We start from the raw sequence: 14,755 nt of genomic DNA, 5'->3' as shown, positions 1-14,755 counted from the left end.
TCGATGCTGGGCGCATCGACGTGAGGGAGAGAAAAAGAATGCACCACGGTCCGGCCCTGAGGGGCAAGACACGGGGTGCATTACTTAGGACAGGGCTTTAGAACAGGAAGTAGCGCTGGCCCATCGGCACGGTGTCGACCGGCTCAGACATGATCAGTTCGCCGTCGACGCGAACTTCGTAGGTCTGCGGGTCGACCTCGATGTTCGGGGTCGCGCCGTTGAACTTCAGGTCGGACTTCTTCAGCTCGCGGATGTCCTTGACTGCGGCGTAGGCACGCTTCATGCCCAGCTTCTCCGGAACGCCGTCCTCGATGGAGGACTGCGACAGGAAGGTCAGGCTGGAGGAGTACACCGCGTCGCCCTTGGATCCCCAGCTGTTGCGGTAGGACACCGGCTGCGGGGTCGGGATGGAACCGTTGGAGTCGCCCATCTCGCTGCGGACGATCTGCCCGCCCTTGATCACCATGTGCGGCTTGACGCCGAAGAACTTCGGCTGCCAGATGACCAGGTCGGCGAACTTGCCGACCTCCACGGAGCCGACCTCGTGGGCGACGCCGTGGGTGAGGGCCGGGTTGATCGTGTACTTGGAGACGTAGCGCTTGATGCGGTTGTTGTCGTTGTCGGCGGAGTCGCCCTCGGCCGCGCCACGCTGCTTCTTCATCTTGTCTGCGACCTGCCAGGTGCGCAGGACGACTTCACCGACGCGGCCCATGGCCTGGGAGTCGGAGGAGGTGATGGAGAAGATGCCCAGGTCGTGCAGGACGTCCTCGGCGCCGATGGTGGCGCCGCGGATGCGGGAGTCGGCGAAGGCGACGTCCTCCGGCAGATCCGGGTTCAGGTGGTGGCACACCATGAGCATGTCGAGGTGCTCGTCGATGGTGTTCGTGGTGTACGGCAGGGTCGGGTTGGTCGACGCCGGCATGATGTTCGGCAGGCCCGCCAGCTTGAGGATGTCCGGTGCGTGACCGCCGCCGGCGCCCTCGGTGTGGTAGGTGTGGATGACTCGACCGGCGATGGCGTCGATCGTGTTGTCCACGTAGCCGCCCTCGTTGAGGGTGTCCGTGTGGATGGCGATCTGGACGTCGAGGTTGTCCGCGGCCTCCAGGGAACGGTTGATCGAGGACGCGGTCGAGCCCCAGTCCTCGTGGACCTTCAGGCCGATGGCGCCGGCGCGGATCTGGTCCTCCAGCGGCTTGAGGGTGGAGGCGTGGCCCTTGCCCAGGAAGCCGACGTTGATCGGCAGGTCCGCAGTGGCCTCGATCATGCGCTGGATGTGCCACTCGCCCGGGGTGATGGTGGTGGCCTTGGTGCCCACGGACGGCCCGGTGCCGCCGCCGATGAAGGTGGTCACGCCGTTGTCCAGGGCGGTCTCCGCCTGATCCGGGGAGATGTAGTGGATGTGGGTGTCCAGGCCACCGGCGGTGATGATGTGGTGCTCACCGGCGATGATTTCGGTGTTGACGCCGACCGGGATGTCGATGTCGTCTTGGACGTCCGGGTTGCCGGCCTTGCCGATGCCGGAGATGCGGCCGTCGGTGATGCCGATGTCGGCCTTGTACACGCCGGTGTGGTCGATGATGAGGGCGCGGGTGATGACGGTGTCCGGCACGCCTTCGTCACGGGTGAGGCGGCCGTTCTGGCCCATGCCGTCACGGATGCTCTTGCCGCCGCCGAAGGTGACTTCTTCGCCGTAGTTGGTCAGGTCCTTTTCCACGCGAGCGACCAGATCAGTGTCGGCCAGGCGCACACCGTCGCCGGTGGTCGGACCGTAGAGGTCTGCGTACTGCTTGCGAGAGATCTCGAAAGACATTTATCTAAGTTCTCCTATGGTTCCGGTCTACTGAACGGGTTAGTTGATCGGTCCGTTGACCTGATCGTTGAAGCCGTGGACCTCGCGGGCGCCGCCGAAGTCGACGAGGTTGACGCTGCGCTTGTCACCCGGCTCCAGGCGGACTGCGGTGCCGGACGGAATATCCAGGCGCTTGCCGCGGGCGGCCTCGCGGTCGAACTCGACGGAGTCGTTGACCTCTGCGAAGTGGAAGTGGGAGCCGACCTGGATCGGGCGGTCGCCGGTGTTGACGATGTCGATGGAGACGGCCTCGCGGCCCTCATTGCCGATGATGGTTTCGTCTGCGTTGACGAAGTATTCGCCGGGGATCACTGTAATTTCCTCCAGTATGTCGAAATGGTTAGCGGATCGGGTCGTGCACGGTGACGAGCTTGGTGCCGTCCGGGAACGTGACCTCGACCTGAACGTCGTCGATCATTTCGGCGACGCCGTCCATGACGTCGTCCTTGGACAGAATCTCGGCGCCGGAGCTCATGAGCTCGGCGACGGTCTTGCCGTCGCGGGCGCCCTCCATGAGTTCGGAGGTGATGTAGGCGACCGCTTCAGGGTGGTTGAGTTTGACTCCCCGCTCCTTGCGGCGGCGGGCAACATCGGCGGCAACGGTGATGAGCAGTTTCTCCTGCTCACGTGCGGTGAGGTGCATGTCTCTCCTTTTAGTTTGACACTGCTTGACGCTCGGGATCCGGCCTTTAGTCCTGGTAAGTCCGGCTTAAGTACTACTTATAGCACAATGGCCGTTGAATGAAGGCGGATCGCGGTGTGTAGTTGTTCTGCCGGGTGCGGAGGCCCAAAGCCCTGATCCGGCTGTCGCGGGCCCCGCGCGTGTCCTCAACACTGGCCGGTGTTTCCCACTCTAATGAAAAATCATGCTTTAAGGAGGGAATATTCTCCCGTGCGAGACCAATGAGCTTTAAGCTACTGTCGGCATTATGTGGATCGGGCGTGCGTCCGCTCTCGGCGTTGGTTAGGGTCCTGCGGGACACGGTCGCCGAAGTGAACGGGCGTCCGAATGCACCTTGGCCACCGCTGAACTGTCCCGCATGGGGCGAGTCGATTACGAGGAGGATATTTGCAATGGCGGAGCCAACCAGCTTCAACATACAAAACTGGTTCACCTCTATGGGATTAAGTAGGTTTCCTCATGTCTGACGCAACGAATACGGGGGCTGCTTCACCGAAGTCCGGTGGGAAGGCCTTGCCGGAGCGGTACACCCCCAAGTACGAAATGAGCCACGGCAAGGCCGTGCTGATCCTGCTGATCGGTACGGCCTGCCTCGCTTTCTCCGCGATCTGGGTCAAGGGCGCGAACTTCGAGCCGGCCACTTCCGTGGTGCTGCGCTGCTGGCTGCCGATCATCATTTTCCTTCCCTTCGCCTGGCGCGAGTACAAGAAGAAGGGTGGGCTCAACAAGGCCGGTTTCGTCTGGTCGGCCATCGCCGGTTTGATTCTGGGCATCGACTTCACGGCCTGGAACTACTCGATCTTCTTCGTCGGCGCCGGCATTGCGTCGGTGCTGCTGAACTTGCAGGTGATCATCCTGCCGCTGCTGGCCTTCTTCATCGACCGTGAGCGCGTCCCGGCCAACTACTGGTTCGTTCTTCCGGTCATGGCCGTCGGCATCGTCGCCGTCGGCGGCGTGTTCGACATGCTGCTGCCGGGCTACGAGGCTGCCGCCGGCCCCGCCGAGCTGTGGGGCATCCCGACCGCGGTGCTGGGCACTCTGGCGGGCCTGGTGTCCGGTGTCGCTTACGGTACGTACCTCTACACTTCCCGTAAGGCCACCGTGGTCAACCCGGGCAAGTATGTCCAGCCGATCTTCATCGTCACCATCTTCCAGGGCATCGCCCCGATCATCTGGATGCTCATCCGCGGCGAGGGTTTCAACTTCACCCAGGGCGTCCTGATCGACGGCCAGCTGCCGATGGATAACCCGGAGGCCATGGCCGGTGACCCGATCGACGCCATGAACTGGGTCAACATGATCCTGCTCGCGGTGCTGGGTCAGTTCATCGCCTGGACCTTCGTCCAGATCGGCTCCGCCAACATGAACCCGACCTTGGCCGGTGGCCTGCTGTTGCTGTCCCCGGTCTCCACGATCTTCATCGCCGCCATCATCTACGGCGAGATTCCGACCATGCTGCAGGTGATCGGCGTGGTTCTGGTCCTGGGCGCAGTGGCCTACCAGAATGGCCTGCACAAGATTCTGGAGCGCAAGGACCTGCTGTCCCCGGACGGCATCCCGGAGGAGGAGATGGGCTCCCGACCGGAGGGTGCCGTTACAAGTGATGGGGCCGCCGGCTCCACTCCAGTCTCGGACCCTGCTCCAGGGGTGGATGACAAGCGGTAGTTGGTCGCTCGTCAACGATCCCCGCTTCTCAAGTGAAAATAGTGCCGCGTCATCGGACGCGGCACTATTTTTCTTTCCTTTACCTCGCACGATGGCCGAAGGGTGGGGAACTACATGCTTCGAAAGTATGAAGGCCACCCCTCGAAAGGGGTAAGGGGATCCCGTGTGATTGATGTCACCTTTCCTGGATTGCCCTCTTGTTCTGGATGTTCACGTGCCTTGTGCCCATTCGGACACCCCCGCGTAAAGGTATTATTAAGCTGGGAAAATGCCGGATCACTCCCCGGTTTGCTGGCCGTGGGGGCGGGCCCCGGTTCTGTCGAAAAGGTCCACGGCCAGGCCGGGGATGGCGGCAAGTGTTGGTTGCGAGATTGTTTTCACCGGGAGTGCCGGTTAAATTTAAAGGTGCAATCATTCGAGCTGCACCTTTCAGAGAAACAGGATCACCTGATGTCTTATACCGACACGACGGGGACAACTGCAGCGGCCATCAAAGATGAGGCCGGAACCGCCCCCAAGTACGAAATGACCCACGGCAAGGCCGTCGCCATCCTCCTGATCGGCACCGCCTGCCTCGCTTTCTCCGCGATCTGGGTCAAGGGCGCGAACTTCGAGCCGGCCACTTCCGTGGTGCTGCGCTGCTGGCTGCCGATCATCATTTTCCTTCCCTTCGCCTGGCGCGAGTACAAGAAGAAGGGCGGGCTGAACAAGGCGGGCATCATTTGGTCGGCCATCGCCGGTTTGATTCTGGGCATCGACTTCACGGCCTGGAACTACTCGATCTTCTTCGTCGGCGCCGGCATTGCGTCGGTGTTGCTGAACTTGCAGGTGATTATCCTGCCGCTGCTGGCCTTCTTCATCGACCGTGAGCGCATCCCCCGCTCCTACTGGTTGGTTCTGCCGGTCATGGCCGTCGGCATCGTCGCCGTCGGCGGCGTGTTCGACATGCTGATGCCGGGCTACGAGGCCGCCGCCGGCCCCGCCGAGGTGTGGGGCATCCCGACCGCAGTCCTGGGCACCGTCGCCGGCCTGGTCTCCGGCATCTGCTATGGCACTTACCTGTACACCTCGCGTAAGGCCACCGTGGTCAACCCGGGCAAGTACGTCCAGCCGATCTTCATCGTCACGATCTTCCAGGGCATCGCCCCGATCATCTGGATGCTCATCCGCGGCGAGGGCTTCAACCTCACCCAGGGCGTCCTGATCGACGGCGAGCTGCCGACGGTCAACCCGGAGGCCATGGCCGGTGACCCGATCGACGCCATGAACTGGGTCAACATGATCATGCTCGCGGTGCTGGGTCAGTTCATCGCCTGGACCTTCGTCCAGATCGGTTCCTCCAACATGGACGCCACGCTCTCCGGTGGCCTGCTGCTGCTGTCCCCGGTCTCCACGATCTTCATCGCCGCCGTCATCTACGCCGAGATCCCGACCGTTCTCCAGGTCGTCGGCGTGGTTCTGGTCCTGGGCGCAGTGGGATACCAGAACGGAGTCCACAAGCTCTTTATCAAGGGCAAGGACGTCAAACCGGTGGGCCTGGAAAAGCAGCACTCCACCAGTTACCGAGAAGGGGACTTCGCGGAGGTCGGCACAATCCGCACGGACACCCGCACCCCTCGGGAAGAATAGCTGAGGACCCCTCGACTTCTATCGGATGAGAAACACGCCGCGTCACCTGGACGCGGCGTGTTTCGCTTTCCGTCTCCCCGCATTCAGTGGTGAGGGGGTGGGGACGGCGGGCATGTCAGCCTTAAAGAAGGCATACTGACAATTAACGCGCTGCACGTGGCGGCGCGACCTGTGCACTGAACGCACCAACACGCATATGTGACGGAGGAATATAGATATGCCTATCGCAACTCCCGAGGTCTACAACGAGATGCTCGACCGCGCCAAGGAAGGCGGCTACGCCTACCCCGCGATCAACTGCACCTCGTCCGAGACGATCAACGCCGCTCTGAAGGGCTTCGCCGAGGCGGAGTCCGACGGCATCATCCAGTTCTCCACTGGTGGCTCCGAGTTCGGCTCTGGCCTGGGGGTGAAGAACATGGTCGCCGGCGCGAGCGCCTTGGCCGCCTTCGCTCACGAAGCCGCGAAGCACTACGGCATCAACGTCGCCCTGCACACGGATCATTGCCAGAAGGAAAAGCTGGACACCTTCGTGCGTCCGCTGCTCGAGATCTCCCAGGAGCGCGTCAACGCCGGTCAGTTGCCGCTGTTCCAATCCCACATGTGGGACGGCTCCGCCGTTGAACTGGAGGAAAACCTGGAGATCGCCCAGGAATTGCTGGCGAAGTCCACGGCCGCGAACATCATCCTCGAGGTCGAGATCGGCGTCGTCGGCGGTGAAGAGGACGGCGTGACCGGCGAGATGGGCGACAAGATGTACACCACCCCGGGTGACTTCGAGAAGACCGTCGACGCCTTGGGCCTGGGTGAGAAGGGTCGCTACCTGCTGGCCGCCACCTTCGGAAACGTCCACGGCGTGTACAAGCCGGGCAACGTCAAGCTGCGCCCGGAGATCCTGCGCCAGGGCCAGGACGTCGCCGTCAAGAAGGCCGGCCTGGAGGCCGGCGCGAAGCCGTTCGACCTGGTCTTCCACGGTGGTTCCGGCTCGTCGGTCGAGGACATCGAGGAGGCGCTGTCCTACGGCGTGATCAAGATGAACGTCGACACCGACACCCAGTACGCCTTCAGCCGCCCGATCGTCAGCCACATGTTCCAGAACTACGACGGTGTGCTGAAGATCGACGGCGAGGTCGGCAACAAGAAGGTCTACGACCCGCGCAGCTACCTCAAGAAGGCTGAGCAGTCCATGGCCGAGCGCGTCATCGAGTCCTGCCAGGACCTGCACTCCGCAGGCAAGTCCGTCTCCAAGTAAGACCCGAACTGCGATTTCTCCCCGCCTTCCCGTACGGAGGGCGGGGAGTTTTCTGTGGGTATGGCGCAGCTCCTGCGGGGCGATAAGCTCAGGGGCATGGCAAAGCAACGCATGGGCACGAGGGAGAGGCTCAAGGTCATCGACCAATCCCTGCAGGCGCGGTCGCGCCGCCTGCGGACACGTGCCATCTCCATCATTCAGATCACCATCGCGGCGGGCGTGGCCTACTGGGCCGCGCAGCAGTTGCTGGGGCACGAGATGCCGTTCTTCGCCCCCATCACGGTGGTCATCATTCTCGGGCTGTCGGGCGTGGACCGCATCAAACGGGCGCTGGACATGTCGCTGGGCAGTGTCCTCGGCGTGCTGGTCGGTGACTTGTTGTCCCTGTGGCTGGGGCCTGGCGCGTGGCAACTGGCCATCATCGTGGCGGTGTCGTTGACGCTGGCGTCGTTCGTCACCACTTCCCAGATGGTCAACAATCAGGTCGCCATCGGCGCGATCCTGATTTCCACGATCATGCCGCCCGGTGCGGAGATGACTGGTCTGGACCGCACGATGGACGCCATCGTGGGCTCACTCATCGGTTTGTCGGCGGCGGCGCTGATCCCGTCGGCGCCGCTGCGCCGGGGTAGGGAGCAGGCGGCGAAAGTGCTGGAGATGGCCTCGTCGGTGTTGGACGATATCTCTGACGGTCTGCGCGAGCGCGACGTCGAGAAGATCGATGAGGCGTTGACCGCCGCCCGCGGTTCGCAGGACAGCATCAACGCCATGGAGACGGCGGCGCGCTCGGGAATGGAGACGTCCCGGTTGTCGCCGATTCTGTGGAGTGCGCGCAGGCACGTGCGTCACTTCGAGCGGGCGGTCAACCCGGTGGACAACATGGTCCGTAACGCGCGTGTTCTGGCCCGGCGGGCGCTGGTCCTCACGGAGGACCGGGACGAGGTCAGTGAAGCGCAGTTGGAGATCCTCGACGAATTGGCGGCGGTGTCGCTGTCGCTGAGCGACGTGTTCGAGGGCAAGGATGAGTCGGAGGAGGCGCTGGAGATTCCGGAGCTGGTCAACCGGTTGCGTGCGTTGGGGGCGAAAGCGGGCATGGACGTCGTGGACGACAAGTCGGTGCTGTCCGCTTATGTGATCTTGGCGCAGTCGCGGTCCATCATTTCGGATCTGCTGGAGGTCTGCGGCATGTCGCGGGAGTCTGCGGTGGCTGTGTTGGCCCCGACGTCGGAGACGCCGGCCTACCCGCCGGAGGTGTGGGAGGACGACGCTTAAGACGCCCCGATGAATCAACGAACCCCTCGGCGACCTCCTTGTGGAGGCCGCCGAGGGGTTCTGGCGCTAGGGCCGTGGGGTGCTACGCCCAGCCGGTCGCTGGCTTAGCGACGGTCGCGGCGACGGGCCGCTTCTTCGTCGGTGAGGTCGGTCTCGACGCGCTCCTTGGCGACGTCCTCGGAGACGGTCTCGGTGTCACGGACGGTGTCCTTTTCCAGGCTGACCTTCTCCACCGGGACGGTGTCCTTGGAGACGTTCACGCGCTCTTCGCTGAGGGTGACGGAGGCTTCGTCCTCGCCGAGGTCGGCGTTGCGGACGGCGGCGGCGTCATCGGCGTCCAGCGGGGTGCGCTCGACGTGGACCTCTTCGCGCTCGACCGGGACCTCGACGGTCTCGGTGTCGTGGACGACGTACTTGCGCAGGCGGGCCTCGCCGGCGTCGACGCGGTCCTTGTCCACGTTCAGGCGCTCCTCAGAACGGATGACGCCGTCGGTCTCGGTGCCGGCGACACGGTTGCGGTCGGCGTCAGCGACGCGGTCAGCCTCGGCGACGCGCTCTGCATCCGTCTCGAGGCCGGCGCCGGTGGCGAAGCCTGCTCCAGTGTTGGGACGGTTGACGTCGGCGACGTCCTGGTCGGCACCGCCGCCGACGCCGGCGGTGCGGGGCTGGTCGGTGAGACCGGCACGGTCGCGGTGATCCGGCTCGTAGGTGGTCACGTTTTCAGTGGCGTCCAGGCCGTAGTGGGCGTACAGGGACTGCTGCTCGTCGGTGGACAGGTGGGCCTCATCCTCCAGGTTCGGGGCGTCCTTGATGCGGTCCTTGTTGAATGCCAGGCGCAGGTCCTCGCCGGCGAGGGAATGGCCACGGAGCGGGACCAGGGAGGAATTCATGCCGAACAGGCCGTGGTTGACCTCAACGAAATCCGGCTGGCCGGTGGTGTCGTTGATGTACACCTCCTTGACGTTGCCCAGCTTGTCGCCGTCTACGTCGTAAGCGGTGGCGTCGAGCAGTTCGCGGATCTGACGGTTGGTAGCCATGTGATGTTCCTCCAGTGAAAAGTTGTTGTTCGTGCTGTATCTAAATTCTGCGATCGAGAAGCGCTGAGTGCGCCTCATCGACCAACACCAACCACGTTAAGAACGTTCGCTGAAGATTGCATGGATGATTGTTCAAGTAAATATGAGTGCTGACTCGCGCCTTGAAATACGGCACGTATGCGCCTACCGCCATGAGTCGCCGGGGCGGGGACGCTAAAAGGGGTGGATACGCAGCCCCGATTTGGAAATTTTGAAAATCATGAGTAGGGGGAAAACGACAACCGGGCGATCCTGAAGGTTAAAGATTCCTCAAAGTCACATCACAGATGGGTAAAAATTTGTCAATAGTGATATTGGTCACATTCTATATTCTCACGGCCTGGAGGTCCCGCAGGTGTCGATAAAACGTCACCCGCGTGACCGGACGTTTGCCGCGCACCCCGTCCACGGTGACGGCGATGTCGCTGCCACCGCTTTGCACCGCGCGTCCGCGCAGCAGGGAGTCGGGGTCCACCCCGCCGGGTTCCAACGGCGCCTGCTCCACCAGCCAGGCCAAGGCCTTCGTCTCCGACCAGGCCTGCACCTGCACCGGCGGCATCGATCCGGCCATCCTTTTGCCTACCCAGCCACGCAGCCCGCGGCCACCGCGCCGGTTCTCCGGCACGGTCGCCGGGGTGGTCATGCGCACCGCCGCGATGCCGGGCGCGTCGGCGGTGGGCACTAGGCGGACGCCGAACTGGCCGTAGAAACGGGCCTCTTCCTGACGCTTTTCCGCGAAGACGAGGGTGTCCTCGTCGACGACGACCTCGCCGACGAAGGCCCTGTCGTCCCAGGCGGTGATCGTCGCGGAGCCGGCGACCACCAAACCAGCGTCGTTGCGGATCGTGGGCATGGGGCGCACGGAGCCGGCCGCCGCTAGCCGGAACGCGGCCTCCGGCGACTCAGGCAACGACCAGGTCGTGGCGGCGGGAGAACCGGGCGTGGCCGGAACGTAACCGACGGTCGCCCACAGGTAATCGGCGCGCATCATGCGGGTGAGCACCGCGGACAGGGCGGCGTCGGAACCGACCACCACCACCCGCAATTCCTCCTCGGGCCGCTGCGGGGCGGGCCGCGGCTCGCGCAGGTGCTCGACGTCGGGCTGCGCCGCGATCTCATCGAGGGACGGCGTCGGGTCGACGGGCAGGGCCTCGGCGGCGGCCTCATCGAGAATCCGCAGCTCCTTCCGGGTAGGTACGGCGGAGACGTCGACGGTCTCGAGCCGGCGGACGTCGACAAGTTCGCGGAGCACAGACACGTCGGGAACCCGGAACTCCGGGGCCCCGCACCGCATAACGATAAGGCGCATGAAACAGGATTCTAGTCCCTGAACGGGTAGGATTAATCAATGTCCTAACGTCCGTCGATCCGTGCCGGGTCCGGACAAACCCAAAAACCGGGAGAGACTGAGACAAGCACATGGCTGCAATCGTGATCGTGGGCGCCCAGTGGGGCGACGAAGGCAAGGGCAAGGCCACCGACATCCTCGGCGGACGCGTCGACTACGTGGTCAAGCCGAACGGCGGCAACAACGCCGGACACACCGTCGTCGTCGGCGGTGAAAAGTACGAGCTCAAGCTCCTGCCCGCCGGGATACTCTCCGAGAACGCCACCCCGGTGCTGGGCAACGGCGTAGTGGTCAACCTGGAGGCGCTGTTCGAGGAGATCGACGGACTCGAGGCCCGGGGCGCCGACACTTCGCGGCTGCGCATCTCCGCCAACGCCCACCTGGTCGCCCCCTACCACCAGGTGCTCGACCGGGTGCAGGAACGTTTCCTGGGCAAGCGCGCCATCGGCACCACCGGCCGCGGCATCGGCCCGACCTACGCGGACAAGATCGGCCGCGTCGGCATTCGCGTGCAGGACGTGTTCGACGAGTCGATCCTGCGCCAGAAGATCGAGTCCGCCCTCGACGTCAAAAACCAGATGCTGGTCAAGATGTACAACCGCAAGGCGATCGACCCGGAGGAGATCGTCGACTACTTCCTCGGCTACCGCGATCGCCTCGAGCCGATGGTCATCGACTCCGAGCAGGTGCTGAACCGGGCGCTGGACGAGGGCAAGCACGTGCTCATGGAGGGCGGCCAGGCCACCATGCTCGACGTCGACCACGGCACTTACCCGTTCGTGACCTCCTCGAACCCGACCGCCGGCGGCGCCTGCGTCGGCGCCGGCGTCGGACCCACGCGCATCACGTCCGCGCTGGGCATCATCAAGGCCTACACCACCCGCGTCGGCGCGGGCCCGTTCCCGACCGAACTCTTCGACAAGTGGGGCGAGTACCTGCAGGAGGTCGGCGGAGAGGTCGGCGTCAACACCGGGCGTAAGCGCCGTTGCGGCTGGTACGACTCGGTCATCGCCCGCTACGCCTCCCGCGTCAACGGTTTCACCGACTACTTCCTGACCAAGCTGGACGTGCTCACCGGCATCGGCGAGATCCCGATCTGCGTCGCCTACGAGGTCGACGGCGAGCGTTTCGACGAGATGCCGTTGACCCAGTCCCAGGTCCACCACGCCACCCCGATCTACGAGACGATGCCCGCCTGGGACGAGGACATCACCGGCGTCACCCAGTTCGAGGACCTGCCGCAGAAGGCACAGGACTACGTGCTGCGCCTCGAAGAGCTCTCCGGCTGCCGGATCTCCTACATCGGCGTCGGCCCGGGCCGTGATCAGACCATCGTGCGCCACGACGTGCTGGAGGCGTAAATGACGGAACCGGACGACGTGGCCCCGCAGCCGATCTCCCGCCTGGGCACGCCCATGAGCGGCAACGCCACCAAGGTGCTGCTGCTCGGCAGCGGGGAGATCGGCCGGGAACTGACCATCTCCTTTCAGCGCCTCGGGCTGGAGGTGCATGCCGTCGACCGGTACCCGAACGCCCCGGCCCACCAGGTGGCCCAGTTCGCGCACGTCGCCGACGTGCGCGACCCGGAGCAGATCCTCGGCCTGGTGCAACGCCTGCGGCCGGACTACGTGGTGCCCGAGATCGAGGCCGTGGCCGCCGACGCGTTGGCCGAGGTGGAGGCCCGGGGCAGCGCCGAAGTCATCCCCGTCGCGCACGCCTGCGGGCTGACCGGCGGGCGCCAGGCGATCCGGACGAAGGCGCACCAGGAACTCGGCCTGCCTACGACCGCCTACCGCTTCGCCACCGACCGCGAGGAATTTGCGGCGGCGTTTGAGGAGCTCGGTTATCCGTGCGTGGTCAAGCCGGAGTCGGCGACCTCCGGCCGCGGCCACAGCACCGTGCGCGGGCCGGAGGACGTCGACGACGCCTGGCGGCACGCCCAGCGCGTGCCGGCCCCCGGCCCCGTGACCGTCGAGCGCTTCGTCGACTTCGACTACGAGGTCACCATCATCGCGGTGCGCTCCATCGACCCCGCCACCGGTGAGTTGGCGACCTGGTTCTGTGAACCGATCGGGCACCGTCACGAAAGCGGTGATCTGGTCGAATGTTGGCAGCCGATGCAGATGAGCCAGCGCGCGATGGACAACGCCCGCTCCGTCGCCGCCCGCATCACCAACGCCTTGGGCGGGCGCGGCGTCTTCGGCGTCGAGCTGTTCGTCGCCGGCGACGACGTGTACTTCTCCTCGGTCACCCCGCGCCCGCACGACACCGGGTTCGTCACGCTGCAGTCCCAGCGCTTTTCCCAGTTCGACCTGCACGCCCGCGCCATCCTGGGTCTGCCGATCGACGTCACGCTCACCACCCCGGGCGCCTCCGTGGTGCTGCATGCCGACGCCGCGTCGCGCACCGTCAGCTACACCGGGCTCGCCGATGCGCTGGCGGTCAGCGAAACCGACGTCACCGTCTTCGGCAAGCCCACCACCTACGAGGGGCGTCGCATGGGGTTGGCGATCTCCACGGGCGAGACCGTCGAGGCCGCCCGCCAACGCGCGGCGGAGGCGGCGGCGAAACTCGTCGTCGAAACCCGCTAGCCTTGGCGGACATGGATACTCTTCCCGCAGTCAGCGCGGCCCGGATCCGGGCCGTCTTGGAGGAACGCGGACTGGACTACACCGTCAACGACGTCGACGACACCGGCTTCACCACCGGCGACATCGATTATTGGGTGTTGCTGTCCGGGGAGCCCGCCAGCGTCGTGTCCGTCACCGCGACTGATTCTCGGGTCGTCGGCTCCGGGCGACTGGACCGGGTGCGGGAGTTCATCGACGACTGGCACGCGCACACCCACTGGCCGGTGTGCGCGCCGGCCCGCACCGACGGCGGCGGGGTGCGGCTGAGCGCGCACATGAGCGCCGACTGGTCCGTCGGCGTCACTGAGGAGCAGCTCATGGATCAGATCGACATGGGCGTGGCCATCATCGCGGCGGCGTTTCGCGAGTTCGGCGCCGCCCTCGCCCTCGACGAAGAAGGAGAGGCATGACGCAGCTACCGGAGTTTGACGACGCGCGGGTGCGCGCCGCCGTCGACGCCATCGGCGCTCCCTGGACGGAGTCGCCCACGGGCGGGACCGTCACGTTCTTCCGATCCGGGTATTTCGTTCCGGCCGCGACCGAGGACAAGCTCATCCTCACGGGCCTGCTGGATCTGGACCTTGACGCGCAGCTGCGCGACGCCGCCGTCGAAGCCGTGGAAACGTGGCACCGCACCCGGTGGTTCCCCAAGGCCACCTGCTCGGAGGTTTCCGTGGAGGACGGGTGTTTCCGGGTCCTCATCGAGACGACCGCCTACTACGAGCACGGCGTCAGCGATGCGCAGCTGGAGTCGCAGCTGCGTTCGTTCATCGCGGCCGCGGAGGAGTTGGCGCAGGAGATGGCGCAGACCCTGGGCGTGACGCCGGACTGGTGATCAGCGGCGGGCGGTGACGATCTCGGAGAGCGCGCCCGCCGAAAGCATCATCGGCTGGTGGGGGACGCCGGAGTCGTCGTATTGCTCGCCCGTCGGCTCGAAGCCGTACTTGGCGTAGTAGCCCGTCAGTTCCGACTGGGCGGACAGGTGCACGTCGCGGCCGGGATAGGTCTCGAACGCCAGACGTTGGGTCTGGAACATCAGCTCCTGGGCGAGCCCGGTGCCGCGGTCGGAGTCGGCGACGACGAAACGGCCCAACTGGGTCACGTCCTGGCCGTCGACGACGTCCGGGTAGATACGGGCGGTGCCGACCAGCTGGGTCGGCCCGTCACCCCGACGCCACGCCAGCATGTGCTTCGTGGTCGGTTCGGCGTCGATGTCGTCGATTTCGGCGTAGGGGGTGGCCTGCTCGTGGACGAAGACGTCCACGCGCAGCTTGTACAAGCGATGGACTTCCAGAGCAGCCATCTCGGACAGGGAACTCACCGAAAAGAATGTGGTCATGCCGCTGAGTTTA

At 64.9% G+C, this 14,755-nt stretch carries 14 protein-coding genes; 8 read left to right on the top strand and 6 right to left on the bottom strand.

Annotated features, from left to right (window positions below; all coding sequences use genetic code 11):
• Positions 1-97: 97 nt before the first annotated feature.
• The 3 genes from ureC to B841_RS11770 are packed head-to-tail and all read right to left on the bottom strand — an operon-like array spanning position 98 to position 2,492.
• Positions 98-1,810: an urease subunit alpha gene (gene ureC, locus B841_RS11780; protein WP_020935720.1), complete on the bottom strand. Its 1,713-nt coding sequence runs from the start codon at positions 1,808-1,810 to the stop codon at positions 98-100.
• A 39-nt stretch (positions 1,811-1,849) separates the two neighbouring features.
• The gene (gene ureB / locus B841_RS11775; protein WP_020935719.1) at positions 1,850-2,161 is read right to left on the bottom strand and encodes an urease subunit beta; all 312 of its coding nucleotides are present in this window, start codon (positions 2,159-2,161) and stop codon (positions 1,850-1,852) included.
• 28 nt (positions 2,162-2,189) lie between these two features.
• A complete protein-coding gene (locus tag B841_RS11770) occupies positions 2,190-2,492 on the bottom strand; it encodes an urease subunit gamma (protein ID WP_020935718.1) in 303 nt (100 codons plus the stop codon).
• Positions 2,493-2,990: 498 nt separating this feature from the next.
• On the opposite strand from B841_RS11770, the gene B841_RS11765 reads away from it, so the two are divergent.
• The 4 genes from B841_RS11765 (at position 2,991) to B841_RS11750 (ending at position 8,349) form a co-directional block, all read left to right on the top strand.
• Positions 2,991-4,196 (top strand): DMT family transporter, encoded by a 1,206-nt coding sequence (locus B841_RS11765; RefSeq protein WP_084482047.1) that lies wholly within the window; start codon positions 2,991-2,993, stop codon positions 4,194-4,196.
• 450 nt (positions 4,197-4,646) lie between these two features.
• Positions 4,647-5,825, top strand: coding sequence for a DMT family transporter (locus tag B841_RS11760; RefSeq protein ID WP_020935716.1), 1,179 nt, complete (start codon positions 4,647-4,649; stop codon positions 5,823-5,825).
• A 217-nt stretch (positions 5,826-6,042) separates the two neighbouring features.
• Complete coding sequence (gene fbaA / locus B841_RS11755; RefSeq protein ID WP_020935715.1) at positions 6,043-7,077, top strand: class II fructose-bisphosphate aldolase; 1,035 nt, start codon at positions 6,043-6,045, stop codon at positions 7,075-7,077.
• Positions 7,078-7,173: 96 nt separating this feature from the next.
• The gene (locus B841_RS11750) at positions 7,174-8,349 is read left to right on the top strand and encodes an FUSC family protein (RefSeq protein ID WP_041632375.1); all 1,176 of its coding nucleotides are present in this window, start codon (positions 7,174-7,176) and stop codon (positions 8,347-8,349) included.
• A 104-nt stretch (positions 8,350-8,453) separates the two neighbouring features.
• On the opposite strand, the gene B841_RS11745 is transcribed toward B841_RS11750, so the two are convergent.
• Both B841_RS11745 and B841_RS11740 read right to left on the bottom strand, forming a co-directional pair.
• Entirely contained in the window at positions 8,454-9,386 is a 933-nt protein-coding gene (locus B841_RS11745; RefSeq protein WP_020935713.1) for a PRC and DUF2382 domain-containing protein, read from the bottom strand.
• A gap of 364 nt (positions 9,387-9,750) precedes the next feature.
• Positions 9,751-10,734 (bottom strand): hypothetical protein, encoded by a 984-nt coding sequence (locus B841_RS11740; protein ID WP_041631893.1) that lies wholly within the window; start codon positions 10,732-10,734, stop codon positions 9,751-9,753.
• Positions 10,735-10,844: 110 nt separating this feature from the next.
• On the opposite strand from B841_RS11740, the gene B841_RS11735 reads away from it, so the two are divergent.
• Genes B841_RS11735 through B841_RS11720 form a run of 4 tightly spaced genes read left to right on the top strand, consistent with a single transcriptional unit; the run spans position 10,845 to position 14,238 of the window.
• On the top strand, positions 10,845-12,134 hold the full coding sequence (locus B841_RS11735) for an adenylosuccinate synthase (protein WP_020935711.1): 1,290 nt from the start codon (positions 10,845-10,847) through the stop codon (positions 12,132-12,134).
• Entirely contained in the window at positions 12,135-13,364 is a 1,230-nt protein-coding gene (gene purT / locus B841_RS11730) for a formate-dependent phosphoribosylglycinamide formyltransferase (RefSeq protein ID WP_020935710.1), read from the top strand. It begins immediately after the preceding gene.
• A gap of 11 nt (positions 13,365-13,375) precedes the next feature.
• Positions 13,376-13,813, top strand: a complete 438-nt coding sequence (locus B841_RS13470) for a YbjN domain-containing protein (RefSeq protein WP_156844805.1) — start codon at positions 13,376-13,378, stop codon at positions 13,811-13,813.
• Positions 13,810-14,238 carry a YbjN domain-containing protein gene (locus tag B841_RS11720; RefSeq protein WP_020935708.1) on the top strand — a complete coding sequence of 143 codons (429 nt, stop codon included), beginning with the start codon at positions 13,810-13,812 and terminating at the stop codon, positions 14,236-14,238. Before B841_RS13470 ends, B841_RS11720 begins: the two co-directional genes overlap by 4 nt.
• On the opposite strand, the gene B841_RS11715 is transcribed toward B841_RS11720, so the two are convergent.
• Positions 14,239-14,742, bottom strand: coding sequence for a GNAT family N-acetyltransferase (locus B841_RS11715; protein WP_020935707.1), 504 nt, complete (start codon positions 14,740-14,742; stop codon positions 14,239-14,241).
• Positions 14,743-14,755: the final 13 nt, after the last annotated feature.

The organism is Corynebacterium maris DSM 45190, assembly GCF_000442645.1.
Classification (GTDB): Bacteria; Actinomycetota; Actinomycetes; order Mycobacteriales; family Mycobacteriaceae; genus Corynebacterium; species Corynebacterium maris.
Note: the sequence above shows the minus strand (reverse complement) of the source record. Positions and strands in the feature narration are given on the sequence as shown.

Coding starts and splice junctions, on each gene's coding strand:
- ureC (WP_020935720.1), bottom strand. CDS start 1,810: ATGTCTTTCGAGATCTCTCGCAAGCAGTACGCAGACCTCTACGGTCCG.
- B841_RS11770 (WP_020935718.1), bottom strand. CDS start 2,492: ATGCACCTCACCGCACGTGAGCAGGAGAAACTGCTCATCACCGTTGCC.
- B841_RS11765 (WP_084482047.1), top strand. CDS start 2,991: ATGTCTGACGCAACGAATACGGGGGCTGCTTCACCGAAGTCCGGTGGG.
- B841_RS11760 (WP_020935716.1), top strand. CDS start 4,647: ATGTCTTATACCGACACGACGGGGACAACTGCAGCGGCCATCAAAGAT.
- fbaA (WP_020935715.1), top strand. CDS start 6,043: ATGCCTATCGCAACTCCCGAGGTCTACAACGAGATGCTCGACCGCGCC.
- B841_RS11750 (WP_041632375.1), top strand. CDS start 7,174: ATGGCAAAGCAACGCATGGGCACGAGGGAGAGGCTCAAGGTCATCGAC.
- B841_RS11745 (WP_020935713.1), bottom strand. CDS start 9,386: ATGGCTACCAACCGTCAGATCCGCGAACTGCTCGACGCCACCGCTTAC.
- B841_RS11740 (WP_041631893.1), bottom strand. CDS start 10,734: ATGCGCCTTATCGTTATGCGGTGCGGGGCCCCGGAGTTCCGGGTTCCC.
- B841_RS11735 (WP_020935711.1), top strand. CDS start 10,845: ATGGCTGCAATCGTGATCGTGGGCGCCCAGTGGGGCGACGAAGGCAAG.
- purT (WP_020935710.1), top strand. CDS start 12,135: ATGACGGAACCGGACGACGTGGCCCCGCAGCCGATCTCCCGCCTGGGC.
- B841_RS13470 (WP_156844805.1), top strand. CDS start 13,376: ATGGATACTCTTCCCGCAGTCAGCGCGGCCCGGATCCGGGCCGTCTTG.
- B841_RS11720 (WP_020935708.1), top strand. CDS start 13,810: ATGACGCAGCTACCGGAGTTTGACGACGCGCGGGTGCGCGCCGCCGTC.
- B841_RS11715 (WP_020935707.1), bottom strand. CDS start 14,742: ATGACCACATTCTTTTCGGTGAGTTCCCTGTCCGAGATGGCTGCTCTG.